Origin of the sequence: Pseudoalteromonas sp. 0303 (assembly GCF_013349995.1) — a bacterium.
Taxonomy (GTDB): Bacteria; Pseudomonadota; Gammaproteobacteria; order Enterobacterales; family Alteromonadaceae; genus Pseudoalteromonas.
This window is the reverse complement of record NZ_JABVXF010000025.1, coordinates 1-25,466: the sequence shown is the minus strand read 5'-3', so window position 1 is coordinate 25,466 and position 25,466 is coordinate 1. Positions and strand designations below refer to the sequence as shown.

At 42.2% G+C, this 25,466-nt stretch carries 24 protein-coding genes; 10 read left to right on the top strand and 14 right to left on the bottom strand.

The window, feature by feature from the left end; genetic code table 11:
• The first annotated feature begins 90 nt into the window (after nt 1–90).
• Entirely contained in the window at nt 91–1,017 is a 927-nt protein-coding gene (locus tag HUS62_RS15625) for an ABC transporter substrate-binding protein (protein ID WP_175080257.1), read from the top strand.
• Here HUS62_RS15625 and HUS62_RS15620 read toward each other — a convergent pair.
• From HUS62_RS15620 to HUS62_RS15610, 3 genes are all read right to left on the bottom strand, one after another.
• Entirely contained in the window at nt 968–1,579 is a 612-nt protein-coding gene (locus HUS62_RS15620; protein ID WP_175080255.1) for a fumarylacetoacetate hydrolase family protein, read from the bottom strand. The two genes, HUS62_RS15625 and HUS62_RS15620, sit on opposite strands and share 50 nt — an antisense overlap.
• A 105-nt stretch (nt 1,580–1,684) precedes the next feature.
• Entirely contained in the window at nt 1,685–4,201 is a 2,517-nt protein-coding gene (locus HUS62_RS15615) for an exo 1,3/1,4-beta-D-glucan glucohydrolase (protein WP_175080254.1), read from the bottom strand.
• An 8-nt stretch (nt 4,202–4,209) separates the two neighbouring features.
• Nucleotides 4,210–5,478 carry a sugar MFS transporter gene (locus HUS62_RS15610; RefSeq protein ID WP_175080252.1) on the bottom strand — a complete coding sequence of 423 codons (1,269 nt, stop codon included), beginning with the start codon at nt 5,476–5,478 and terminating at the stop codon, nt 4,210–4,212.
• 230 nt (nt 5,479–5,708) lie between these two features.
• Between HUS62_RS15610 and HUS62_RS15605 the strand changes: the two genes are divergently transcribed.
• The 3 genes from HUS62_RS15605 to HUS62_RS15595 are packed head-to-tail and all read left to right on the top strand — an operon-like array spanning nt 5,709 to nt 9,437.
• A complete protein-coding gene (locus tag HUS62_RS15605) occupies nt 5,709–7,037 on the top strand; it encodes a GH1 family beta-glucosidase (RefSeq protein ID WP_175080251.1) in 1,329 nt (442 codons plus the stop codon).
• 24 nt (nt 7,038–7,061) lie between these two features.
• Nucleotides 7,062–8,393: a glycoside-pentoside-hexuronide (GPH):cation symporter gene (locus HUS62_RS15600; RefSeq protein ID WP_175080250.1), complete on the top strand. Its 1,332-nt coding sequence runs from the start codon at nt 7,062–7,064 to the stop codon at nt 8,391–8,393.
• Between the two features lie 21 nt (nt 8,394–8,414).
• Complete coding sequence (locus tag HUS62_RS15595) at nt 8,415–9,437, top strand: LacI family DNA-binding transcriptional regulator (protein WP_175080249.1); 1,023 nt, start codon at nt 8,415–8,417, stop codon at nt 9,435–9,437.
• Here the strand turns inward: HUS62_RS15595 and HUS62_RS15590 are convergent.
• From HUS62_RS15590 to HUS62_RS15570, 5 genes are read right to left on the bottom strand one after another with little or no spacing between them, the layout of a single operon-like run.
• The gene (locus HUS62_RS15590) at nt 9,400–11,367 is read right to left on the bottom strand and encodes a response regulator (RefSeq protein WP_175080248.1); all 1,968 of its coding nucleotides are present in this window, start codon (nt 11,365–11,367) and stop codon (nt 9,400–9,402) included. The genes HUS62_RS15595 and HUS62_RS15590 overlap by 38 nt on opposite strands.
• 50 nt (nt 11,368–11,417) lie before the next feature.
• The gene (locus HUS62_RS15585) at nt 11,418–11,879 is read right to left on the bottom strand and encodes a response regulator (protein ID WP_062566100.1); all 462 of its coding nucleotides are present in this window, start codon (nt 11,877–11,879) and stop codon (nt 11,418–11,420) included.
• Nucleotides 11,879–13,357 carry an ATP-binding protein gene (locus tag HUS62_RS15580; RefSeq protein ID WP_175080247.1) on the bottom strand — a complete coding sequence of 493 codons (1,479 nt, stop codon included), beginning with the start codon at nt 13,355–13,357 and terminating at the stop codon, nt 11,879–11,881. The genes HUS62_RS15585 and HUS62_RS15580 overlap by 1 nt, the downstream gene beginning before the upstream one ends.
• Before the next feature lie 22 nt (nt 13,358–13,379).
• On the bottom strand, nt 13,380–13,589 hold the full coding sequence (locus HUS62_RS15575; RefSeq protein WP_175080246.1) for a histidine kinase: 210 nt from the start codon (nt 13,587–13,589) through the stop codon (nt 13,380–13,382).
• 10 nt (nt 13,590–13,599) lie between these two features.
• Nucleotides 13,600–14,940: a sigma-54 dependent transcriptional regulator gene (locus HUS62_RS15570; protein ID WP_175080245.1), complete on the bottom strand. Its 1,341-nt coding sequence runs from the start codon at nt 14,938–14,940 to the stop codon at nt 13,600–13,602.
• Between the two features lie 216 nt (nt 14,941–15,156).
• Here HUS62_RS15570 and HUS62_RS15565 point away from each other — a divergent pair, with 216 nt between their 5' ends.
• Together HUS62_RS15565 and HUS62_RS15560 are read left to right on the top strand one after the other, a co-directional pair.
• The gene (locus tag HUS62_RS15565; protein WP_175080244.1) at nt 15,157–15,669 is read left to right on the top strand and encodes an NUDIX hydrolase; all 513 of its coding nucleotides are present in this window, start codon (nt 15,157–15,159) and stop codon (nt 15,667–15,669) included.
• The gene (locus HUS62_RS15560; protein WP_258536793.1) at nt 15,666–16,043 is read left to right on the top strand and encodes a cytochrome b; all 378 of its coding nucleotides are present in this window, start codon (nt 15,666–15,668) and stop codon (nt 16,041–16,043) included. Before HUS62_RS15565 ends, HUS62_RS15560 begins: the two co-directional genes overlap by 4 nt.
• 7 nt (nt 16,044–16,050) lie before the next feature.
• Here the strand turns inward: HUS62_RS15560 and HUS62_RS15555 are convergent, their stop codons facing one another.
• From HUS62_RS15555 to HUS62_RS15545, 3 genes are read right to left on the bottom strand one after another with little or no spacing between them, the layout of a single operon-like run.
• Nucleotides 16,051–16,545: a YgjV family protein gene (locus HUS62_RS15555; RefSeq protein WP_175080242.1), complete on the bottom strand. Its 495-nt coding sequence runs from the start codon at nt 16,543–16,545 to the stop codon at nt 16,051–16,053.
• Between the two features lie 49 nt (nt 16,546–16,594).
• Entirely contained in the window at nt 16,595–17,161 is a 567-nt protein-coding gene (locus HUS62_RS15550) for a Crp/Fnr family transcriptional regulator (RefSeq protein WP_175080241.1), read from the bottom strand.
• Entirely contained in the window at nt 17,158–18,195 is a 1,038-nt protein-coding gene (locus HUS62_RS15545) for a nitronate monooxygenase family protein (protein ID WP_175080239.1), read from the bottom strand. The genes HUS62_RS15550 and HUS62_RS15545 overlap by 4 nt, the downstream gene beginning before the upstream one ends.
• Before the next feature lie 166 nt (nt 18,196–18,361).
• On the opposite strand from HUS62_RS15545, the gene HUS62_RS15540 reads away from it, so the two are divergent.
• Nucleotides 18,362–19,738 (top strand): NAD-dependent succinate-semialdehyde dehydrogenase, encoded by a 1,377-nt coding sequence (locus HUS62_RS15540; RefSeq protein ID WP_175080237.1) that lies wholly within the window; start codon nt 18,362–18,364, stop codon nt 19,736–19,738.
• A 62-nt stretch (nt 19,739–19,800) separates the two neighbouring features.
• On the opposite strand, the gene HUS62_RS15535 is transcribed toward HUS62_RS15540, so the two are convergent.
• The 3 genes from HUS62_RS15535 to HUS62_RS15525 all read right to left on the bottom strand — a co-directional run bounded on the left by HUS62_RS15535 (nt 19,801) and on the right by HUS62_RS15525 (nt 21,745).
• Nucleotides 19,801–20,874 (bottom strand): endonuclease/exonuclease/phosphatase family protein, encoded by a 1,074-nt coding sequence (locus HUS62_RS15535; RefSeq protein ID WP_175080289.1) that lies wholly within the window; start codon nt 20,872–20,874, stop codon nt 19,801–19,803.
• Nucleotides 20,875–20,891: 17 nt separating this feature from the next.
• Nucleotides 20,892–21,212, bottom strand: a complete 321-nt coding sequence (locus HUS62_RS15530; RefSeq protein WP_062566111.1) for a hypothetical protein — start codon at nt 21,210–21,212, stop codon at nt 20,892–20,894.
• A 98-nt stretch (nt 21,213–21,310) separates the two neighbouring features.
• A complete protein-coding gene (locus HUS62_RS15525; RefSeq protein WP_175080235.1) occupies nt 21,311–21,745 on the bottom strand; it encodes a hypothetical protein in 435 nt (144 codons plus the stop codon).
• A 141-nt stretch (nt 21,746–21,886) separates the two neighbouring features.
• Between HUS62_RS15525 and HUS62_RS15520 the strand changes: the two genes are divergently transcribed.
• The 3 genes from HUS62_RS15520 to HUS62_RS15510 all read left to right on the top strand — a co-directional run bounded on the left by HUS62_RS15520 (nt 21,887) and on the right by HUS62_RS15510 (nt 25,406).
• On the top strand, nt 21,887–22,024 hold the full coding sequence (locus tag HUS62_RS15520) for a hypothetical protein (protein ID WP_175080233.1): 138 nt from the start codon (nt 21,887–21,889) through the stop codon (nt 22,022–22,024).
• Between the two features lie 88 nt (nt 22,025–22,112).
• Nucleotides 22,113–24,170: a TonB-dependent receptor gene (locus HUS62_RS15515; protein ID WP_175080231.1), complete on the top strand. Its 2,058-nt coding sequence runs from the start codon at nt 22,113–22,115 to the stop codon at nt 24,168–24,170.
• A gap of 96 nt (nt 24,171–24,266) precedes the next feature.
• Complete coding sequence (locus HUS62_RS15510; RefSeq protein ID WP_175080230.1) at nt 24,267–25,406, top strand: MFS transporter; 1,140 nt, start codon at nt 24,267–24,269, stop codon at nt 25,404–25,406.
• Nucleotides 25,407–25,466: the final 60 nt, after the last annotated feature.

The following is a 25,466-nucleotide window of genomic DNA, read 5'->3' as shown; positions in this document are numbered from 1 at the left end:
ATACTTATTCATCATTTTTATACTCTACCTACAACTTTACCCATACTTTAGTGTATAGTTATTCATAGTGTTTCACTATGTAGGTTGTTAATGAGTAAATACATAAAACAAGTAGTATGCGTAGTTGCAGGGGTATTACTTGCTCCCATCACTCATGCCTCCGACAAGCTCTCTATTACCTGGCTTGAAACTGATAACAAACCTTTTTTTCTTGATAAATCAGAGCAATATCCTTTTGGTGGCTTATGTAACAATATAACCGACCAGCTGATTGAAGCGATGCCAAACTTTAAGCACCAAAAATCACTATTACCACCAAAACGTTTGAGCAAATATCTCGACGAAGGACATCTTGCCTGCTATGCCTGCATGATCCATCGTGATAAAAAAACCAACCGTGCTACTTACTCAATCCCAACCACAGTGTACCCACCCTTTAGTGTATTAAGTACCAAAGAAAAAGCACTAAAAATTAAGCAAAAACACGGTAACCCAGTGTCATTAATCTCATTATTGACTGATGCAAATTTTATGTTTGGGCAAAATGATGCGCGAAAGTTTGGCAGTAAGCTTGATACTATAGCGAAAAATACCAAGCTTTATGAAAGTGCAGCATTAAGTGGCACTGGCAGCCATGCAAACCAAGCGCTACTATCGCAGTTAGAACATGGCTACATTGATTACACGATTGATTACCCATTTGTTGCTGATTATTACAATCAACAAAACCAACAGAATATTCAAAAACTCAACATTGTTAATCCGGCTCAGAATGTGGTTTTTGGCGCCATTGGTTGCTCAACGAATGCACCTAATAATTATGCCGAAAAAGTGCTTACAGAAATTAATGAGGCACTGAAAAACAAGGTATTGCCAAGCGAGAGATATCAGCAAAGTCAACGAGTTTGGCTCGAACAAAGCTTTCCTGAGTTTTCAACATATTATCAGCGCTACATTATAGAACCGCTTAAAGAGCCTGCCACTGATGAGATAGCAACGCCTGCTGACCATCCATAAGTGTTACCACAAAGGTTGAATTAGCGACAACCTTCCCTACACCTTCAGGCGTGCCTGTCATAATGATGTCGCCATCTTCTAAGTCCATAAATTCAATGATTTCAGCTAAGATTTGCTCTGCGTTATGCAGCATTAACTTTGTATCGCCTAGTTGAGTGTCTTTATCATCAATCTTTAGACTAAATTGATAATGTAAGTTGGAATTAACAGCAACAAACTCAGTAAAAAGCGCTGAACCATTAAATGCTTTTGCGCGCTCCCAGGGGAGGCCTTTTTCTTTAAGCGTGCTTTGTAGGTCTCGCTTGGTTAAATCAAGCCCAAGCCCAACCGCAGCCAGTTGCTTATTTTTAACTAAAAAACAAAGCTCTGTTTCGTAATGTAAAGTCTCACCTAAGTGTTCACTATTGAGGGAATCGGTGATCGCACTATTTGGTTTTGCAAACAGCACCATATTTGTAGGCGTTTCGTTGTTAAGCTCTGCAATATGCGCTGCATAATTGCGGCCAACACAAATGATTTTACTAGGTAAAAACGTTTTATCTGCAAATCTAACCTTATGCATTATTCCTCCGTTAAGTAATTTATACCAAATAATGGCTTTACATAAAAAAGGCTAACAGATGCGACAGCAACTGTTAGCCATGAGGAACATTAAGGGAGAAAAAAGTTAGTTGCAAGAAATAGCAGTATCGTTTTTCTTCGAGGTTGTCACATTCAATTTAGCAATCGATACCTGCCATGCACCTTCAGTGGCTAGCTGCCAAGGTGAGAACACTTGTCCAAGTTGCACACCTTGCTCAGCAAAGCAGCTCAAATCGATTGTCAGGGTTTGCCAATCACTTGCTGCTTTAACCTGTTTGCTAATATCAAATTGACCGTCACAGTTTTCACCACATTGCATACCCAGCATCAGCGGCGCATCAGCAGCTTGGTCTACCTTAATTTGCATTTCTAACTGCCCCGCTTTTTCAACGTATGAACGAAGATCCGACGGGAACGCCGCCATTAAACGAACCGCAGCTTCTTCTTTACCGTTAAAGGTGATTGCACGCGCATCTTCTTGCACGTCTTTATCAAAGGTTTTTACGCTAACAGCGTTAAGTGCTGCACGACTACTAGTCATGGCTTGGAGCTCAGAACCACTTTGTAGTTGCAGTGACCATGGTGCTTTTACGGCGCGCTCAAATAGTACTAAGTCTTCTAATTTAGCGGCGACTTGTGATTTTTCGCTTAAGTCATCTGCTAATGTGTTTTTATCTTGGTAAGTTAAACCAAAGCCATAAGGCAGCAGTGGCGCGTAATCTTTATCGCCACGGTTTTGGTTACCTACAGGGTTGTTTGGCCATGAGAACGATAACTTACCTTTAAAGTCATGATTGATAGAACCATCTTGCTTTTTAAAGATAACATCGCTGATTGCATCACCTTCACTACCTGGTAACCAAGTTGCGACAAAGGCATCACTGGCATTGAGCTCTGCATTCACCCACATTGGGCGGCCACTAATAAATAGCGACACCACAGGAATACCGGCATCTTTTAGCTTTTTAAGTAAGGCTAAATCAGTTTTATTACCGCGTTGGTATTCAAGGTTATCTAAATCACCATTACCTTCTGCATACGGTTGCTCACCAAATACAACAATCGCAACATCTGGCTTAGCTTCAAATTCGCCATTTATATTGTATTGAACCTGACCACCGGCTTGCTCAACCGTATTTTTGATGCCATCAAAAATTGAAGAACCACCCGGGAAGTCGCTATTCTCGTTACCTGTACCCTGCCATGTGATTGTCCAACCACCTGACTGCATACCAATGTTATCAGCGCCCTGACCGGCAACTAATACGTTTGAGCTTGGTGCGAGCGGTAACAATTGTTGTTTATTTTTCAGAAGAACCAGTGATTCACGCACTGCCTGCTTTGCAACTGCGCGATGCTCCGCACTGCCAATGATCTCTGTTTTACCTGAAAGCGGACGCTTAGCAGGGCTTGGCTTATCAAACAAACCTGCGCGCATTTTCACACGTAAAATACGTGTTACAGCATCATCGATGCGACTTTGCGCAATTTCGCCACTTTTAACTTGTTTGATAAGGTTTTCGTAAAGAGGTTTCCATGCATCTGTTGGCACCATGTACACATCAAGACCAGCATTTGCTGCTTGTGCACAGTTGCCATTAGTACAACCTGGAATTTGGCCGTGACCGTTCCAATCACCAACTACAAAACCATCAAAGCCCATTTTGCCTTTTAGTACGTCAGTAAGTAGGTATTTGCTACCGTGAATTTTTTCACCATTCCAGCTATTAAATGACGCCATTACAGTTTGTGCGCCAGCACCTAAGCCGCCCACATACCCTTGCGCATGAATATCAAATAACTCTTGCTCAGATGCTGTGTTATTACCTTGGTCATCACCGCCTTCGGTACCGCCATCACCTAAAAAGTGTTTAACGGTACTGATCACGCGCTTATCTGATAAAAAGTCGTCATCAACCGCACCTTGCAACCCTTTAACAATGGCTGCTGAATATGCTTTCACAATTTCAGGATCTTCAGAATAACCTTCATAAGTACGGCCCCAACGGTCGTCACGAACAACTGCGACTGTTGGCGCGAATACCCAATCGATGCCTGTTACCATCACTTCTTGCGCGGTAGCGGCGGCAATTTTTTCGATTAACTCAGGGTTGTTTGTTGCACCTAAACCAATGTTATGAGGGAATAGTGTCGCACCAATAACATTATTGTGACCATGCACGGCATCGGTGCCCCACATAGTCGGAATTGAGCTGCCATCAAGCGAGTCATCAATTGAGGCTTGATACATTTTTTCAGCAAGATCAATCCAATCTGCGGCACTGGCATGTTTATCATTATTTGGGAATGCACCACCGCCATTAAGGTAAGAACCAAAGCCGTATTTGCGCATATCTTCAACGGTAATATCGCGAATTTCTGGCTGGATCATTTGCGCAATTTTTTGCTCAAGGGTCATATTTGCCAGCATTTTCGCAATTTTTGCTTCCATTTCTGGATTTGCAGCAATGCCCGTTTCGATGTTTGGCCAAATTTCTTGCTCAGCGCTCACGTTTGCCACCTTATCTTGCCCAGTGCAAGCTGTCATGCTGGCGCCTGCCATCATTAACGAGAAGAGTGTGAATGTTTTTTTCAATTTCATTTTTACACCTATGAAGATTGCTGAGTCTGAGTCGATACTTTTGAGCCAACCAGCGCAAAGTAAGTAATGTATAAATAACATGCGATAGGTAAAAACAACGCCATTTGCACGCCAATAGAATCTGCTAACACACCTTGTAGTAATGGAATAATCGCACCACCTACAATCGCTAAACATAAAATGCCTGAGCCTTTTGATGTATACTTACCAAGGCCATGTAGAGCAAGGCTGAAAATGGTTGGGAACATAATAGAGTTACATAACCCCACAAGTAAAATTGCCCACATAGCAAGGCTTCCCTCACCTGTCATGGCAATAACAACCAGCAGTACTGCTAATAAGCCGTGGCACGCCAGTACCTTACCGGCATTAAACTTTTGCATTACAGCAGCACCAATGAAACGGCCAACCATAGCACCTGCAAAATAGTAGCTAATATAATGCGCTGCTTCATTTTCAGGTAAACCAGCAATGTTATCTAGGGTCAAAAAGCCTACTAAGAAGCTGCCAATCGCTACCTCTGCGCCTACATACACAAAGATACCTACAGCACCTAAAATAAGGTGGCGGTAACGCCAAACACTGCCTAAATCAACAAAGTCTTCTAAGTCTTGATGTGCCGCTTCGCTATCACTTTCTTTACCTAGTTTTGGCAGTTTTAAAAATGCAAAGATAACCGCAAGTACCAATAAGCTTAACGATAACATTAAATAAGGGAGTTTCACTTCTTCTGCCGTTGCTTGGCTAATTTCAGATAGAATTAACCAACCACCAAAAATTGGCGCGACTGTTGTTCCTAAAGAATTAAACGCTTGTGTCATAGTCAAACGCGAAGACGCTGTTTTTTGTGGACCAAGAACACTTACATAAGGGTTGGCAGATACTTGTAAAATAGTGATGCCCGAGGCCAGTACAAACAAGGCCAGTAAGAATAACTCATACACATGAGCAACCGCAGCTGGGTAAAACAGCGCACAACCAATGGCTGCAACCACTAAGCCAACAACAATACCAAACTGGTAACCAATACGACTGACCAACTTGCCTGCCGGAATCGACATCACAAAATACGCACCAAAGAAGCAAAACTGTATGAGCATAGCCTGCGTATAGTTAAGTGAAAACATGCCTTTTAAGTAAGGGATTAATATGTCATTAAGACAAGTGATGAATCCCCACATAAAAAATAATGTGGTCAATGATGCCAGCGCAAAATGCTGCTTTGGCATATCTGCTTGGCCTGCTGCAGCCGAAACAGGAGTTGATACATGAGCCATAATTTTCTTCTCTAGTTAATTATATTTATCAGTTTGTTACAGCAAACTCTGGTACTTAATCACTAACAACAAATAGCGAAAAATGTTGCAACATTAAATGTAAGCGCTTACATTTATAACATATAAATCATATTTAGCAATTTATTTGCAGAAAAAATGTAAGCGCTTACAGCCGAGTCAAAGCTCTAAATATTCAAGCCTTACACTAACCCAAAGGACGAGTATTAACTGTGTATAAATCAATCTCACTGTTACCAGATTCGGCTTTGCTCAAGCCCGAATTCACTTTTGGGGTGGCAACAGCCTCATTTCAGATTGAAGGGGCACGCGATAAGCGCCTCGATTGTATTTGGGATACATTTTGCGAAAAGCATGGCACCATTGCAGATAACAGCCATGGCGATGTAGCTTGTGATCATGTTGCACGCTGGCAGCAAGATATCGAGATGATTGCAGATTTGGCTGTCGATGCTTACCGCTTATCTATTTCGTGGCCGAGAGTCATGCAACAAGATAGCTCGGTTAACGAGCAAGGTATGGCGTTTTATGTTCAGCTATTATCGGCGTTAAAAGCACGTAATATTAAGACCTACGTCACCTTATATCACTGGGATTTACCCCAATACCTTGAAGATAATGGCGGTTGGTTAAATCGCGAGACAGCCTATAAATTTAAAGACTATGCCGAACTTGTTACTCAACACCTTGGTCACTTAGTTGATTCATTCGCCACCTTGAACGAGCCATTTTGTAGTGCCTACTTAGGTTATGAAGTGGGTGTACATGCACCTGGCATTAAATCGCAACAAGCTGGCCGACAAGCTGCGCACCACTTACTGCTTGCCCACGGTCTTGCAATGCAAGTATTACGTAAAAACTGCCCGGATACAGAAGCGGGTATCGTATTAAACTTCAGCCCGACCTACCCTTTAACCGCCGATGATAAAAAAGCCGCTGAGCTTGCTGATCAATACCATAATCAATGGTATATCAAAGCGGTTTTAGAAGGTGCTTACCCATCTTTACTGGATGATTTAGCTGATGCAGTTAAGCCAGCTATTATTGCTGGCGATATGGCGGTTATTAGCCAAGCTGTCGACTTTATTGGCGTTAACTACTATACCCGCATACACTACAGAAATACCGCTGATAACTGGTTTGAAGAAGCAAACCTTACAGATATTCGTGTTACCGATATGGGCTGGGAAGTTTACCCACAAGGTTTAACTGAACTTTTGGTATCACTTCATCAGCAATATGATTTGCCAAAAATGTATATTACCGAAAATGGCGCAGCCATGGCCGACACACTAGAAAACGGTGAAGTGAACGACATCGAGCGGGTAGATTATTATCATACTCATTTAAATGCAGTGTGTGATGCAATTCGCCAAGGCGTTGATATTCAAGGCTACTTTGCATGGAGCTTAATGGACAACTTTGAATGGGCGTATGGCTACGAAAAGCGCTTTGGGTTAGTTTATATTGATTATCAAAGCCAACAACGCATTTTAAAAGAAAGCGCAAAACAATATCGCGCGCTACTCAAACAGCGATAAAAATAACAACAATCGAGAACACACATGCTGACAAAAAGAGAAAAAATAGCCTACGGATTAGGCGATACAGCAAGTAATATCATCTTTCAAACGGTGATGTTATTTTTAACTTTTTTCTATACTGATATCTTTGGTATTTCACCCGCTATTGTTGGCACCTTGTTTTTGGTGGTGAGAATCGTTGATGCAATTACCGACCCATTAATGGGAGCTTTAACTGATTCAACCCGCACAAAATGGGGAAGCTATCGCCCCTATTTACTTTGGCTTGCTATACCATTTGGGGTGATTAGCATGATCACCTTCACCACACCAGACCTACCAGAGTCAGGCAAAGTGATTTATGCCTTTGTCACTTATACTTTGCTAATGCTGGTTTATACCGCGATTAATATTCCTTACTCAGCGTTAGGTGGGGTATTAAGTGGCGACCCGAAAGAGCGAGTATCAATTCAATCTTATCGATTTGTGTTTGGTATGCTGGGCGGCTTAATTGTCAGTGCCTGTACTTTGCCTTTGGTAAACTGGCTTGGCAAAGGTGATAACGCTACCGGCTACCAACTCACTATGGCTTTAATGAGTGGCTTTGGTGTGATCTTATTTTTGATTTGTTTTCGCTTTACCAAAGAGCGTGTTACAGCTCATAACAGCTCATCGTTGAACTGGAAAACCCGCATGAACACACTATGGCAAAATGGTCCATTTAAAGTGTTGTGCTTTGCCGCATTTATGTTGTTAACCAGTATGGTACTGCGCACCACCCTTGCCATTTACTATGTAAAATATGTACTTGGTGAAGCAGAGCTAGTCACCTACTTTGTTACCATCGGCATGATAGGTAATATTTTGGGCTGTGCCTGTGCAAACCCACTCAGCAAACGCGTTGATAAGAAAACCGCCTATATTCGTTTGCAATATATCTCTGCAGCTATTAGTTGCGTGGCATTTTGGTTGCCGGGCGAACAGCTGATACTTGCCTTTGCGGTGTATTTTTTATGGTGTTTCTTCACGCAAATGGCAACCCCGCTACTGTGGGCAAAAATGGCCGACACCATAGATTACGGGCAGTGGAAAACTGGTGAGAGACTAACAGGCTTAGTCTACGCAAGCGTGGTCTTCTTTATAAAGCTTGGTCTTGCCCTTGGCGGTGCCATTGCAGGTTGGTTACTGGCATTTTATGGCTATGAAGCTAACACCGAACTCAGTGAACACACGCTTTCAGGTATCTTAATTTCGTTTACCCTTTACCCAGCAATAGGTAGTATGCTTGTCGCTTTAATAATGAAAAGGTATATTCTGGATAACCAAACAGTTGAGCAGATCAGTGCCGATTTATCGTTAAAGCAGCATCCATAATTTTGTATAAAAAGGAATAATATGGCCACCATTTACGAGGTGTCGAAACTAGCAGGTGTTTCTCTTGCAACCGTTTCACGAGTAATGAACAACAATGCAAATGTCAGTGATGCAACTCGTAAAAAGGTCACTGCCGCAATGGATGAGCTTGGCTATAGACCTAACTCAATTGCTCAATCATTAGCATCAAATTGCTCGAACAGTGTTGGCCTACTGGTCTCTGAATTACAGGGTCCGTTTTACGGGCCTATGATGAGTGGTATTGAAAATACCTTTCGGAATCAAGGCAAGCATTTGATTATTGCTGCAGGCCACAGTGATGAAGAGCGTGAAAAACAAGGAATTGAGTTTTTGATTAGCCGTAACTGCGATGGCCTTATTTTACATGTGGAAGCGGTCAGCGACGATTACCTTATAAAACTCAGTAAAGGCCGTACGCCATTTGTATTGATCAACCGCTATATCAGTGAACTCAGTGATCGCTGTATTTTACTTAACAATATTAAAGGCGGTTACTTAGCTGCGAAACATGTTTTAGAACAAGGTCATAAAGATATTGCCTACATCAGCGGGCCGCTATGGAAACGAGATGCTAAAGACCGCTTAGAAGGTCATAAACAGGCTCTTGCTGAGTTTAATCTTGAGTTTGATGAAAACCTCTTATTCCAAGGTGACTTCATGGAAGCGAGTGGTTATGAAGGTTTAAAAGCGCTTCATCAACAAACGCACCCATTCACTGCGCTTATCTGTGCCAATGATGAAATGGCAGTAGGTGCCATGGCTAGCGCGCGCGATTTAGGGTTAACTTTACCTAAGCAATTGTCGATTATGGGTTACGATAACGTATTTTTCACCCGTCACGTTTACCCACAATTGAGCACCGTTAATTACCCAATAGATGAGATGGGTCGCATGGCAGCAGATTGGGTGTTAAATCATGTTTATCAAAAACAAACCCCACCACTACAAACGCTATTTGAACCGGAACTGGTAGTTCGGCATTCAATTAGCCGCCAATCAGCTCAGATAACAAGCCAAGGTTAATTGGCTTTAATAGCACTTGTTCAATCTCAAGTTGTTCAATTTTTTCAGGCTCTGGCTCTGCGCCACTAACAATGACTAGATTTAAGTCAGGGTGGCGCTGTTTAATTTCGCGAGCTAAATCAAGCCCTTCGCCATCCGGCAAGTGCATATCAAGTAACACTTTAGCAAAATTTTGATCGTCACTCAGTGTCGCAAGACACGCAGCACAACTTGGTGCTATAACAGTTTCAACACCTAAACTTTCAAGCAATAATTGAGTGATTTGCGCTGCATCACCGTCGTCCTCAACCAATAAATAGCGCGTACTCTGTAAGGTCACTTCAGGGCTGTCGTCTTGCTCAACTACTGGTTCTGTATTGCCTTCGCAAATGTAATGATTGAGAACTTGGTAAAGCAACCCAGAATCAACCGGTTTTGCAATCATATCGTTAAAGCCAAGCGCACTTAACTCAGTTTTCACCCCTTTCATGGTGGCAGCTGTAAGCGCGATAATTGGCCCTTGATAGCCCATTTTACGAAGCTCAATGGTAGCCTCTTTGCCGCCCATAACCGGCATATGCAAATCAATAAATACAATATCAAAAGGCTTACCCGCTTGCTCTGCATTAGCTACTTTTTCAATTGCTTGTTTACCGTGTTCTGCATAATCCACTTCTGCGCCAGTACTGGTGATCATATGACCAACGAGATTACGTAAATCTTTTAGGTCGTCGACCACTAATACTCGCCCAGTGGTTTTTAACGTTGCTAGTTTTTGCTGGCAATCGGGGTTTGAATCAAAGCGCAGCACTTGGCGCTCAACATCGCGAATGTTGCCAGGGTAAATCGAAAGGGTAAATTCAGAACCCACACCTTGGGTTGATTCAAGCTCAATAGAACCTTGCATACGACTAAGTAACTCTGAACAAATAGCAAGGCCCAACCCTGCTCCACCGACATCTCGTGATTCTACATCAGCAATTTGTTCAAATGGTTTAAAGATCAAAGCTTGTTTTTCAGCTGGAATACCAAGGCCTGTGTCTTTAATACTAAAAAACAGCATTTCTCGTTCATTAATCCAAGCAGTCCAAGCTCGCACTGTGATCTCGCCTTGGTTGGTAAACTTGATTGCGTTGTTGATGATGTTAATTAGGATTTGGCGTAACCGAGTAGCGTCTGTGTTTATAACTAAAGGCAGAGCTTGCTGCGACTCAAACTTAAGCGATAAGCCTTTATCAAGCGCAGAAACGCGCATTAAGGTATAAACGTCAGCCATTAGGCTATCTAAGTTAATATCACTGCAATTGAGCTCCAGTTTATCGGCAGCAATCTTTGATAGGTCGAGCACATCATTAAGCAAACTCAGTAAGTGTTTACCATTTCGGTAAATCACACCCAACTCATTTTGAGCATGGTGATTTTTATCACTTTGCATGAGTAACTCTGTGTAACCCAAGATAGAAGACAGAGGTGTGCGTAACTCATGACTCAAATGGGCCAAAAAGCGGTCTTTAGAGCGGTTTTCAGCTTCTGCTTTTAAACGCTCAACACGTTCATCTTCAACATCTCGGCGAGCTAAAGCGTAGCGTATAGCACGGGCAAAGCGGCTAGAGTTCATCTCGCTTTTAACCAGATAATCAACCGCACCGGCATCGAGCGCTGCAGAATCGAGAGCTTCATCTGATTGCCCGGTTAGCATGATAATCGGGCCGCGAAAGCCATTTGCCACAGCCCGTTTTAGTACTTCGAGGCCATCTGATGCGCCTAAGCGATAATCTAACAAACAAATATCATGTTTGTTTTCGCTAAGCTCACTAATGGCCTTTTCAGGGCAACTTAACCACTCAACATCGAATGTATGGGAACCTAATTGGTCTAGGTAGTCGCAAGTAAGAATATAATCGTCTTCGTCGTCTTCTACTAAGAGTAATCGGGTTACCTTGTCTAACATTCTTATTCCTTATTCCAATTTGCTTAATTAAGTATTTATGCGAATTGGACTTAATCGTTTTGTGATGTTGGCAGCTCTACAAACTCTACCCAGTATTTCCCTAGTGTTTGCATTAACTCAACTAAACCTTCAAAAGTAACCGGTTTAGTGATGTATGATGCAGCGCCCAAGTCGTAGCCTTTAACCATATCTTCTTCTTGTTTTGATGTGGTTAAAATCACAACCGGTATGCCCTTCAAGTTAGGGTTGGCTTTGATGGCTTGTAAAGCTTCTCGGCCATCCATACGCGGCATGTTTAAATCAAGTAGAATCAAGCCCGGACGAGGCGAGTTTTCTTTTTCACTAAATTTGCCTTTACGCTCAAGGTATTCAAGCAGTTCTACACCGTCTTCAACAAAAAACAGCTCGTTTAATACACGGCTTTCGGCCAATGCATCTTGGGTTAATAAACGATCATCTTCGTCGTCATCGGCCATTAAAATGGTAATTGGTTTAACTTTATTAAGTGGCATTACGCCTCTCCTTGTAATGTGAAAAGCGATGTTTCCACGGGTAATTTAAGAGTGAAGCTTGCACCCTCACCAACGCGACTACTTGCAGTTATTTCTCCGCCATGACGTTCAACAATACGCCGACAAACCGATAATCCTATGCCTGTGCCTTTATATTGTGAACGACCATGTAACCGCTGGAACGGAACAAATATTTTTTCGAGGTACTCTTCAGAAAAACCTATGCCGTTATCTGAAATTGTAATAACTTCCCACTCCACATCGCTATTGTGAGTTTCGCTAAATTCTGACGTTCGCTGGTATGTAATATCAATCACAGGCGCAACATCCTCACGCCTAAACTTCACAGCATTAGAAAGAATATTTAAGAACAATTGCAGCATTTGGCTTGGATCGGCTTGAATATGCGGTAAAGTGTCGAGATTAACCGTGGTCTCAGATTCTTTTATCGCAATTTCAAGAGCATCAAGAACTTCTGCAACAACTTCATTTAAATCAGTATCAATAAAGTCTTTACCACGGGTGGTTACACGTGAGAATTCGAGTAGGTCATTAATCAAATTAGACATACGCTGAGCAGCATTTTTCATGCGGCTAATATAATCAACGCCTTTTTCACCAAGCTCATCTTTAAACATCTTTTCGAGGCGGTCACTAAAAGCTTGAATCTTACGCAGTGGCTCTTGTAAATCATGGCTTGCAACAAAAGCAAAGTCTTCTAACTCTCTGTTAGAGCGGCTTAACTCGTCTGAATATATGGTTAGCTCTTGGGTGCGCTCTGCGACTTTTGCCGCTAGATTCTCATTTTGGCTTTCAAGTTCAGCTCTATATTTAGCTTGGTTACGTTGGTTAATACGAGTTAATACAAACATACCTATAATCAATAAGGTACTGGTCACAGCCGTAATCGCAAATGTTAGCTTAGCTTCATTTCTAATCTCAGAAAGCTTTGCAAACTGCTCTATTTTAAAGTTCAGTTCACGCATTTGAATTTCATCAACTGCAGCGCGGATATCTTTATATAAATCGCGACCTTGGTCAGTTAATAACAAGCGGCGAGCTTTAACGTCTTTATTTGCAAGGGCCAGATCGGTGGTTTTAGTCATCACTGCCACTTTGTCGTTTACTAAATATATTAAACGAGCAATGCGGTCTGCTTGACCTTCAATTTCAGAATGCAAACTTTTCACAAGCATGATCTGCGCCTGCATTGAAGCGATTGCATCATTGTAAGGCAGTAAATAATCTTCTCGGTCAGTAAGTAGATAACCACGCTGACCTGACTCAGCTTGCACTACAGATAAATGCAAACGCTCAATCGCTGTGTTAAGCGAGTTGGTGTTATCAAGACTACTTTGTGTTTCTGTGAGTGAGCGAATGCTATTAAGGGCTAAAAACGCATTAGCCACCACGATACACAGAACCACGGCAATAAAGCCAGCCCAACTGACTGCTATTTTTCCTTTTTGTTTTTGCATTTGCTTCCCAGTTTTTAAGTGCTTAATCAGCTGCGTGAGTGTCGCTTATTTCCTGTAATTGCTCACTACACTGCTGACAATTAGCTATTATTTTATTTAATGCCTCTAGTGCTTTTTGTTTTGGCATATCATTTTCTAATACGAGCTTAACTAACTCTGCATTCATTGAAATACGGTTCAGCGGCGCACGGGCATCGTGCACCATTTTTCGTAAAGACTCGTTATTATTCATAGCTATCCTTTTATTTGTATTCGCCAATGCCTCCATAAGCATTTAAACGGTTATAAAGTGTTTTCGTACTGATCCCCAGCATTTGTGCTGCAATCGTCTTATTACCTTGTACTTTATCTAAAGTAGCGTGGATCAATTCTTTTTCAACTTCTTCAATGGTTTGCCCTGCAACAACTTGGTTTGCTTGGCTCTCTTTATTCACTTTAGAAAATGGCGACTCTAGCGATTCAGGTAAGGTAATAGCAGTGCCTTTAGGGTCACTCATAATAAAGGCGCGGTGAATAGCGTGACGAAGTTCACGTACGTTCCCTGGCCAATCATGGGCTTCAAGCTCTTTGATTTGCGCCGCTTGCCATTTAAAGTCAGTGCCGTTTTCTTCATTAAGTTGCTCTAAAAAGGCGCTTGCAAGCAGTGGAATATCTTCTTTTCGCTCACGAAGCGGTGGAATATCAATTGGGAATACCGCTAAACGAAAGTAAATATCTTCACGGATAACATTGTTTTGCGCAAGATCGGTCAAGGTGCGGTTGGTTGCAGAAATAACACGGCAATTCACTGCTTGCTCTTTGGTGCCCCCCACGCGGGTTACTTTTTTGCTTTCAAGCACGCGTAGTAAGTTTGGCTGCATATCAATTGGCATTTCGGTCACTTCATCTAAAAACAAAGTACCGCCAGCAGCTTGCTCAAACACACCCTCTTTACGCGCAATAGCCCCTGTAAACGCGCCCTTTTCATGACCAAAAAGCTCGCTACCAATCAGCTCTTTTGAAAATGCACCACAGTTGGTTGCCACTAGCGGACCATCACAGTCAGTCGCATTGTGTATCGCCTGCGCCACCACTTCTTTACCTGCCCCACTTTCACCCATCAACATTACATTGGCTGAGGTCGCGGCAACGCGTTCGATCATAGTGTAAAGCTTTTGCATCACCTCAGATTCACCAATTAAGGTGCCGAAGTGGCGTTTAATCGCTGGCGTTGCTTTTTTCTTAGGACTTGCTTTTTTAGGGTTAAGTACACGCTCAATGTCTTCGTGTTGCAGTGGCTTAACTAGGTGGCCTACATTTGGTTCACACATTTCAGCCAGCTTACCTTTAACTGAAGGGTGCCCTGAAATTAACGTAACACGAGGCGATTGACCGATAGCTTTTAAATGTTCAAGTAAATGAAGGCCGCTGCCATCAGGCAACATGAAATCTAAAAAAACATGGTCAAACGTATTGTTTTCAAACCATTGCTCCGCTTCAGCAAGGTTCGCTGCGGTATTTATATTGTGCCCGAGGAACTCAACAATGTGACAAACTACATCACTAAATTCACTGTCATCATCAACCAAAAGTACGTTTAACATATTCATTCCCTAAGCTTTTTTAATCATTCTACGCACAGTTATAAGCAAATGAAAACTATATGCGCTAGATACCTAAATAGTTCTTAATTCCAGTTATATTACCTTATTAGTTTCAATTTGGGGTAAGCATAATGAATTAAATGCGGAAAAAAGGTTATTATGGCACGTTCAATATTAAGCTAAGCTGTACTCGCATTAATTTAAAGTTGTAATTCTATGAAGTTATTAAGAAAAGTAATTCACCCAAGTTTAAGTAATGACTATGGCACGGTGTTTATTCGTAACACTGCCCGCGCCATTGTTTTAAAAGGTGAACAAATACTACTTTTATACACCGCCCGTTATGATGACTATAGCCTACCAGGTGGTGGCGTTGATGAAGGCGAAAGCATTGAACAAGGACTTCTACGAGAGTTACATGAAGAAACAGGCGCATTACAAATTCAAATAAAGCAGCCACTAGGATTATATGAAGAAGTTAGGCCTTGGTATAAAGACGACTTTAATTGTGTTCATATCAAATCCTATTGCTACTACTGTGAAATTAGCGATGAATTTGCAGACCCAAAAATGGAGCATTACGAAGTGCAAAATGGCATGCACCCTAAGTGGGTGAATATTTTTGATGCCATCGCGCATAACGAAACCACCATGGCAATGAGTGAAAAGCAGGGCCTATCGATTCAGCGCGAAACCTTTTTATTAAAACTCATTGCTGACACTCTTTGAGTTACTTTACATTACTTTACGCAACCCTTATTTGGCGTATTAAAGAAGGTGCATTACCTGCAACATCTGCAATGTCTAAATGGCAAACAGCAGTTGCTCACCTCACTCATGGCTTATTGTTACTTGCTACTCTGGCTATGCCGCTTTCTGGCTTTATCATGAGCTATGCGGGCGGTCGTGCAATTAGCTTCTTTGAGTTTGAGCTATTGAGTGCACCAGAGAAAACACCTTGGCTTGCTGATGCAGGCAGCTTTGTACACCACAGTTCAGTGCTAATCATTGTGGTGATTTTAGCCTTGCACATTGCCGCAGCACTTAAACACCAGTTTGTTGACAAAGATGGCATGCTTAGTCGCATGCTAGGTAAGTCTTAAATCAAATTTAAGCGGGCTTAGGGTGAACATAAAAGCGCCATAAGCCCACTAAATTACTTACTAAAAATACCGTTTCCATTACCACTGCTAGTGGTGAAAAAACCAAAGCGTTATGGGCTATCCAACCAATCGTGCCAACAATCATCAGTATGCGTAAGGTAAAATCTTTGCCTTGGAATGAAGCATAAGTTTGCAGTAATGTTGCCGACAACGCGATAAAGCTAACCCAGCTTTGCCAAGTAAATAGTACTGCGCTAATACTCAAAAGCATAAAAGCTATCATCACCCAGCTTTTGCGGGCAAAAATACAATAGCCATAACGTAGTGCTGCAATCAGCATTAAGCTAGCTGCACTAAAGTTATCGAGCAGCATAAAGTGCACAGATGTCAGTAGAACCGAGCTAAACAAACAAGCTAAAATTGCCTGCCTTTGTTTAAACTGAAATGAAGCCAAATCGAGTAATGTGGCAATGGCAACTAAGCACTGAGATAAAATAAACATAACGACTCCTGAAAAATCAGCAGTGTAATGTTCACTATTTTGCTGCGCCTTAACTTAAGTTAAGACGCCGTCTAATTCGCGATAAAGAAATCGCAGAGATCCCTAAATACATAGCAACCTCGTTTAAACTCAGTTGTTCAAGCCAATGCGGCTTTTGTTCTAGTAAATATTGGTAACGCTGCTCAGGAGTATTGAGTAATAAAAACGCTTCTTTTGCTTCTTTAAACAATAATTGCTGACTAATTAGTTTATGTTTTATTACTTGCCAGTCGGTACTATCAAATAAAACCAAAGGCACCTTAATAAGCTCAGCATCACGTATTACTTTTAGCTGATAAAGCGCTGGAGCTTTAGTTAACCAGTTACCATAAAGTAATACAAATTCATCTTGAAAGTAAAACTCTTTACACTTTTGCGCCCCCTGCGAGGATGCATGTAACGCCCCAAGCACCCCAGATATAATTAAGTAACCTGCATCTTGTTCGTCGCCTTGCTGCAATAAAACATCACCTTTAGCGTACCGCTTTATAGCGCATTGCCTTGCAAGTTTGTTACGAAATTCACAGGCTAGCTGATGATAACTATCACCTAGTGGAAGTAACTGGGTATCTGTCAAGATTGCCAACCTTGCATTAGTAATTCAGTAATTTGCAGGGCGTTAATACCTTCTCGAGCCACAAAGCGCTCACCACACCAAAGCGGTGAAAAACCACTGTCGCCTTTAGCCTCTGCTTTTGCACGTAATGCCGTCATCGCAATCGATGCATACGGAAAAGGCGGCGCCTGCTCTGGCATCGCGCCTAACTCTTGCATCACTCTGTTGCGTATTCCTCGGGCCGGTCGGCCAGAGAATAAGGTTGTCAATTCAGTTGAATTTGGCTTAACCGTTTTTAATACTTCACGATGTAAAGCACTTGTTGTCGCTTCTTCGCAAAGTAAGTAAGCGCTCCCTACCTGCACAGCAGATACACCTAATGCTTGGTACTGAGCTACATCTTCCGCTGTGCAAATTCCACCTGCTGCAATTACGGGAATATCAAGCTTTACACACTCTCGTACTAATTGCACAGTGGTTGGTTGTAGCGATAAATCCATCGATAAAAAATGGCCTCGATGACCACCAGCTTCAATCCCTTGTGCAATAACCGCATCGGCACCATTTGCTTGTAGCCAGCGAGCTTCATCTAATGTTGTGGCTGATGAAAGAACCGTCCCGCCCCAGGCTTTAATCTGAGAAACAATCTCTTTACTTGGCAGACCAAAGTGAAAACTCACAACGGCAGGCTTATAAGGGGCGATAATATCGATCACTTGCTGATTAATAGGCTGACGTGAAGCGTTACGGGTAAATTGTGAGGCATCGACAGCAAACTCATCAAAATAAGGCTCAAGTACATTATGCCATGCAGTTTGCTGAGCCTGTGTATAGTCAGGTGTTTGATGACAAAAGAAATTAAGGTTATACGGCTTGTCCGTATGCTGACTAATGTAATCAAGCTCTGAGACTAGTTGCTCAGCCGAGAGCATAGCGCAAGGTAACGAGCCAAGCCCCCCAGCTTCACAAACAGCCACTGTCAGTTTGGCGTTTTGCACACCCGCCATTGGCGCTTGAATAATCGCAAGCTTGGTATTTAACACAGAATTTGTCATTACGTATTCCTTGTAAGTTTTGCAGCCTGTTGCAGTTTTTACAGAAAAAAAGTGCCCAGCTAAGATTAAATTAAAATAAAAGGCAATTAAATCAAATAGCTAGAACAGCGAAAAATTAGGTATTAGCCTTGCAAACCTTTTCCTACAATTTTGTAAGGAGATAATGATGACTGATACTGTTACTACAATCAATCCAGCCAATGAGCAAACCTTAAATACGTATAATTTATTGTCGCTGCAACAAGCACAGAGTGAAGTTGACCAATGTCATCAAGCTTTTTTAAAGTGGCGCACCACATCCCATGAGCAGCGCGCTAAATTACTCAATCAACTTGCACAAGTAATTGAGTCTAATCAACAAGAGTTAGCCCAATTAATGACCGATGAAATGGGCAAGTTATATCAACAAGGCCTACAAGAAGTTGAGCTTTGCGCTGCAATTTGTCGCTATACCGCAGAGCAAGGGCCACAAGTGCTTGCTGATAAAAGCCGTGATATGCAAGACGGCCGTGCAATTATTAGCTACCAACCAATCGGTGTCGTTTTAGGTATCCAACCTTGGAACTTCCCGCTTTATCAAGTCATTCGCTATGCTTGTGCAAATATCATGGCGGGTAATACCACGGTGCTAAAACATGCTGGCAATGTATTTGGCATGGCGGAAAAAATTGAGCAATTATTTACTCAAGCTGGCTTTGATGACTATTGCTTTAAAAACCTACTGATTGACGGCAAAACCGCAAGCAAACTTATTGAGCACTCAGCTATCCGAGGTGTGACATTTACTGGTAGCGACGAAACAGGCAAAAAAGTGGCTGAGCTTGCAGGTAAACAGGTTAAGAAAACGGTACTTGAGCTTGGCAGTAACGATGCCTATGTTGTACTCGATGATGCTGACTTAAATACCGCGATTACCGCATGTACACAAGGGCGCTTGATCAATAACGGGCAAACCTGTGTTGCTGCAAAACGCTTTATTGTTGTTGATGCTTTATACGATGATTTTAAAGCCTTAATTAAAGAGCAATTTGAACAAGTTGTTCTTGGTGATCCGAATGATGAAAAAACCACGCTCGGTCCAATGGCCCGTAAAGATCTGCGCGATAAACTTCATCAGCAAGTGACTGAATCAGTAAATGCGGGTGCGAGCATTGTTACCGGCGGTAACGTTGCTGAGCACACAGGCTTTTATTACACCCCGACTCTGCTTGAAAACATTAAACCGGGCATGCCCGCCTATGATGATGAATTATTTGGCCCTGTAGCATCGCTTATCAGAGCAAAAGATAATGATGAGGCTATGCAAATTGCTAATGACTCTCGCTATGGTCTTGGTGGCGGTATTTTCTCAAAAGACGAACAAGCAGCCATTGAGCTTGCAAAGCACCATTTTGATACCGGCATGGTTAATATTAATGGCTATGGTCTTGCGCAGCCGAACTTACCATTTGGTGGTGTAAAAGACAGTGGCTATGGCCGTGAACACGGCGGCTTTGGACTACGAGAATTTGTTAATATCAAAACCATTATGATCAACGACTAACTACAAAAAAGGGCTCGTTAGAGCCCTTTCTTATATCTAATTGTCCGCCCTGAATAAGGTTATCACTTTTCAAACATTGGCACTTGCTGCTTAGACGCTGCTGGCATTTTTAACTCATCCACTGCTTTTTCTTTATCAATCTGCGCTTGTTGTTTTTGATTGTCAGAATCGGGGTTATAAACAAGTTCAGTAAGTAGTGCAAAATGGTCTGAGCCATACTTAGCCAAACGCTCAATACGCTTAACACTAAACTCATTACTATGAAAAAGGTGATCAAGTGGCCAGCGCATAAAGAAATAACTGGCATGAAACGTATTAAAAAAGCCTCTCCCTTTACGTGGGTCTAACAAACCACTAATACGCATAAACAAGCGGGTACTACGCGACCATGCAACATCATTTAGATCACCGGCAACAATACAAGGTCGCTGTCTGTTTTTAAGTGCTTTCGCTAAAATTATCAGCTCAGTATCACGGGGTCGTGAACTGTCTTCTTCTGTGGGGCTCGGAGGAGCAGGGTGAATAAAGTGCCCTTGTACTTCTACGCCATCGGCATCTTCAAACAAAATATGGATTGAGGGGATATCGCTTTCTATAAGCTCACAAACTTGCTGTTGTTTGATTTTAAACTTACTGTACAAGTGCATGCCATAACGATTATCTTTTGGGCAGTAAACACGATATGGGTACTCTTGTTCTAAACTGCTCAGTTCATTTTGCCAAGTTTGATCAGACTCTAACGTAATGAGGAAATCAGGTTGGTGCGTTTTAACTAAGCCAATGAGTTTGTCATATTCATTGTTCGACATCAGTACATTTGCCGACATTATACGAATACTGTGCTTATCGCTTTTATTACTTGAGGCAACTTCTTTGTTAGCGAGCCTTGTGTAAGGATAAATCCAGCCAACTTGTAAAAGCAGCACGATGATACTCGCCAGAGCGCAACCAATATAAAACACAGAGCCCGTTCGACTGATTAAATAGCTTGCAGTAATTAAACTCGCACAAGCAAGGTAAGCCACTTGTAAGCGTACAAAGTCACAACTGCGAATTAAGTAATGTTGGGAGTATGAAAATGGCAAGATTGAGACCACTAGCAACATGGCCAATAGTGAACTCAATCCATAAGTCATGATCGATTCAAGCAAAATTAGCGGCTCAGAATAGAAATAATTTCTCGGGTATCTTCCACTAAACGCACGACAGTATCGTCAACTTGAATTGAAATTAGACCATCTCTGTCTCGTGATTTAATCACTTTACCGCGGCGGTAAATATCACGGTCAAGAATATCGCCTTTACGTAATTTTTTTTGCCAACCAGGTGGTAAATCGCCACCATTATCAAGTTTCTTTTCTAGGCCAGGTGGCAGGCTTTTACCTTTGTCTTTATCCTTGTCTTTATCTTTCGCAAGTGCGCCAGCCGTCACTAAGCTCAAACCTATTACTGCAACTGTTAACAATGCTTTCATACGAGTGCTCCTTTTGTTAGTTCCAATTAAGCGTAGCAAGTTTTTCTGAACTGGGTATGAAACAGCTAAAAAAAGCCGCTAAGCGGCTTTTGGCAGGATTAACGATGGCGAGTAACAATTGATAAAATCTCTCGCGTATCGTGTACTAGATGAATAAGGCGGTCATCGATTTCGATGGCAATAATCCCATTTCGGTCGCGACGTTTAATCACTCGCCCATGACGATATATATCACGGTCAAGAATATCACCATGGTGATAACGCTTATACCAACCTGGTGGTAAGCCACCACCATGCCCTACTTTTTTGTATAAACCAGGTGGTAAATCACGGTAGCTGTAACGGTCGTATCTATCGTAACGATCATGTCTGTCATGATGGTGATGTTTGTGGTGTTTTTTATGCTTTTTATGCTTTTTACGTTCGTGCTTATGTTCATATCTATCATGGTCACGATCATGTTTCGCGTTTGCTTCCATAGGCATCAAACTCAAACCTAAAATGGCAACTGAGATAGTAAGTAATTTATTCATAATAGAGACCCTCAACGTTTGCTCTTGATAAAAAGCCTAACGTTTTAGCCTGAATCATAGATGAAGGGTTACAATTTAAAAACGCAACTGCTTATATATCAACTCATTAGAAAGCCAATCTTTACATTTCTTTAAACTTCTTTGGCACTATTTACGAAAACCCGCGTTAAAGAAGAAAAAGTAGCTAATGTCACGCACAGAAATGGTACTGGCGGCAGTAGCTTATTTTGGTTAGTTGCAGTACTGGCAGGTTTTGCCGTACATCGCCGTAGCGCATAACAGACAAAGTTATTAATCGCGAAAGCTTTTACCCATCCTAAAAAGCAGTTACCCTTTGGTTTTTGTTGTACCTAACCAAAGGGTTTTCATGAAGTTGTCGATACTCTCAGTGCTTGTGAGCACCTCATTATTTAACCATCAAGCTTTCGCTAATAATGAGCTAGAACATATTACAACAACCGCCTCGCGCAGCGAAGTGTTGGCAGATCCATTGCCAGTTGTGGTCAGCAGTATTTCACAAAAGCAACTAGCCCTAATCGCTCCTACCCATATTGAACAAGCCCTTAAGCAAGTGGCCGGTGCTAATCTTCAACACGGTAACGGCCAAGAGTATTTACCCGCTCTACGTTCGCCTGTACTTTCTGGTGCTGGTGCCTGCGGTGGCTTACTTACCGCTGAAGATGGTATTCCACTTCGCGCAGCTGGTTTTTGCAACATCAATGAATTATTCGAAGCCCACACAGAAATGGCTGAACGTATCGAAGTACTGAAAGGCCCGGGCTCTGCCCTTTATGGTTCAAATGCAGTGCATGGTGTAGTCAACGTGATCACGCCAGATACGACCTATGACCACAACCAACTTGGTTTTGATTATGGCTCGTTTGGCTACACTCGCTACAAACTTGGTACGGGGCGTGACTTTGGCCAGCAAGGTTTAGGCATTAATGCCACGCTCACCCGAGATACCGGTTATCGTGATGACGAAAGTGTTGATCAAGAAAAACTTTCGCTACGCCACCGTTTTGATGGCGAAAAATTAAGTGTAAGTACAGGCCTGACTTACACCCATTTAGATCAGCAAACAGCTGGCTACATCGAGGGCTTTGAAAGCTATAAGGATGAGCAAATAGCTCAGTCTAATTTTAATCCTGATGCATTTCGTAAAGCTCGCTCTTTGCGTGTTTGGTCAAAGCTAAACTGGACACAAGATGAGGCTAACAGCTTTACCCTAACGCCTTATATCCGCGATCAAAACATGACCTTCTTTAAGCACTTTTTACCGGGTACTCCCCTTGAAGAAAATGCTCAGCAAGGTGTTGGCCTACAAACAAGCTGGCAGCATAAGTTAACAGGTTCTAGCCTGTTAACTGTTGGCTTTGATGGTGAGCTTACGGATGCTGATTTTTTACAATATCAAGATAGCCCAACTAAAGGCTCAGCATTTTTAGTCGCCACCGTGCCACAAGGCAAACATTATGATTATCAAGTAACAAGCACCCTATTAGCACCGTTTGTGAATCTTGATTGGCAACTTGATGAGTTACTTATAAGCCTTGGTGGCCGATACGAGCGTATGCGATATGACTACAACAACCATATGTTGGCTGGTCGTACAAAAGAAGATGGCACAGAATGCGCAATGGGTGGATGTCGCTATTCTCGACCAGAAAGCGGTGTAAATCGCTTTACCAACTTTTCGCCTAAGCTTGGTTTAAGCTATCAATATGCTGAAAACCAGTTTATCTACGCCAATGCTTCAGAAGGTTATCGAGCACCGCAAGCGGCAGAGCTTTATCAGTTACAGCGTGAACAAAATGTCGCAGATCTAAAATCTGAAACAGCTAAAAACCTAGAGCTTGGTTTAAAAGGTCAACAAGCACAGTTGCATTATGTAGTTAGCTTTTATGCAATGAATAAAAAGAACGTAATTTTCCGCGACAGTGATTTTTATTACGTCAATGATGGCCAAACCCAGCACCGTGGTGTTGAGCTTGAGTTAGCTTATGCCATTACGCCAAGTCTATCTATGCAGTTAGCCGCGAGCCACGCCAAACATACATACAGTTATGACCAATTACTCAGCGGGATTAATATCAATGGTAATCTCATAGATACTGCTCCACGTAACATCGCGAACTTGCAGCTACTTTGGCAAGCAAACGACATGACGCGTGTTGGTCTTGAGCTACATACCACCAGCAGCTACTTTACTGACCCTGAAAACCAGCATAGTTACCAAGGCCACTCATTAGTAAATTTACGAGCAGCGTGGCAGCTATCAGCTAACCTTAGTGTGACGGCACGAATAAACAATTTAACTGACGAGCGTTATGCAGAGCGCGCTGACTACACCACATTTAGTGGCGACCGCTACTTTCCGGGTAGACCGCGCAACGCCATGTTATCAGCAAGTTATCAGTTTTAAGTAACCGCATTATTTGGTGAGCTATCTCATAGTTCACCCACGCTGTTTAGTGTTTTGGTATGATAAATGTACCTATTGCTATAGTTCCTAAACAGCGTGTCATCTTCTCAAAATCTAATTCGTAACCTTCTTTTAGTGCTGGGCATTTTTCTTATTGCAGCTAGTTTACGTGCCCCTATCACTGGTATTGCACCGGTACTTGAACAGATCATTGAACAATTTAAGTTAAATGCATCACAAGCCGGCATGTTGACGACTTTACCTTTAATTGCATTTGCTGTTGCTTCACCTATGGCTGCAAGCCTTGCTAAAAAATGCGGCCTTGAAGTATCACTGTTTATTGCCCTGGTACTCATAGGCATAGGGGTTGTGTCTCGTGTTATTGATTCTGCCACCGTACTATTTATTGGTACCGCTGTAATTGGTGTCGGTATCGCGATTGGCAATGTGTTATTACCAAGCTTAATAAAACGTGACTTTCCACACAAAGTCGCTGTGATGACGTCTAGTTATGTTTTAGCGATGGGCATATTTGGTGGCAGCTATTCAGCACTCATCATTCCGCTGGCTGAGTATAAAGAACTTGGTTGGCAATTGGCGCTTGCCAGTTATGCCTTATTGGTTGTGCTGGCTATTGTTGTGTGGTTACCACAACTTAAGCAACATACCATGCCAAAACAGGCACATGTGTCGAACAATACACAAAGCAAAATTTGGCACTCTGCACTTGCTTGGCAAATTACGTTATTGCTTGGCTTTAACTCATTTTTCACTTATATCATGCTAGGTTGGCTACCCAGCATTTTAATAGAAGGCGGCCATAGTGCGCAGCACGCGGGTGCTTTGCAAGGCGCCTTTCAAGTAGCCTCAGCGCTACCAGGTATTGTGCTTATTCCACTACTTGCCAAATTAAAAGATCAACGCATCTTAACCCTAAGCTTGGCATTACTTGGCGCGCTTTGTTCTGTTGGATTATTAGTTGCGCCTAGTTTTGCTATGCTTTGGTCAGTCACCTTAGGGTTTTGCTCAGGTGCCTGCTTTATCTTAGGCTTATCATTTGTAAGCCTGCGTACTCATGACTCAATGCAAGCTGCGGCGTTATCGGGTATGGCGCAATGTATCGGGTATTTATTGGCTGCAACAGGCCCTATTATTGCGGGCGCCTTACATAGTTATTTTAATAACTGGGCAGGAGATGTATGGACTCCTCCCCCAAATGGGGTGAGTACGGTATAAAGAGATTGGACAATTACTTTTACCAATAAGGAATCCATACATGTCAAAATTTAACCTAAT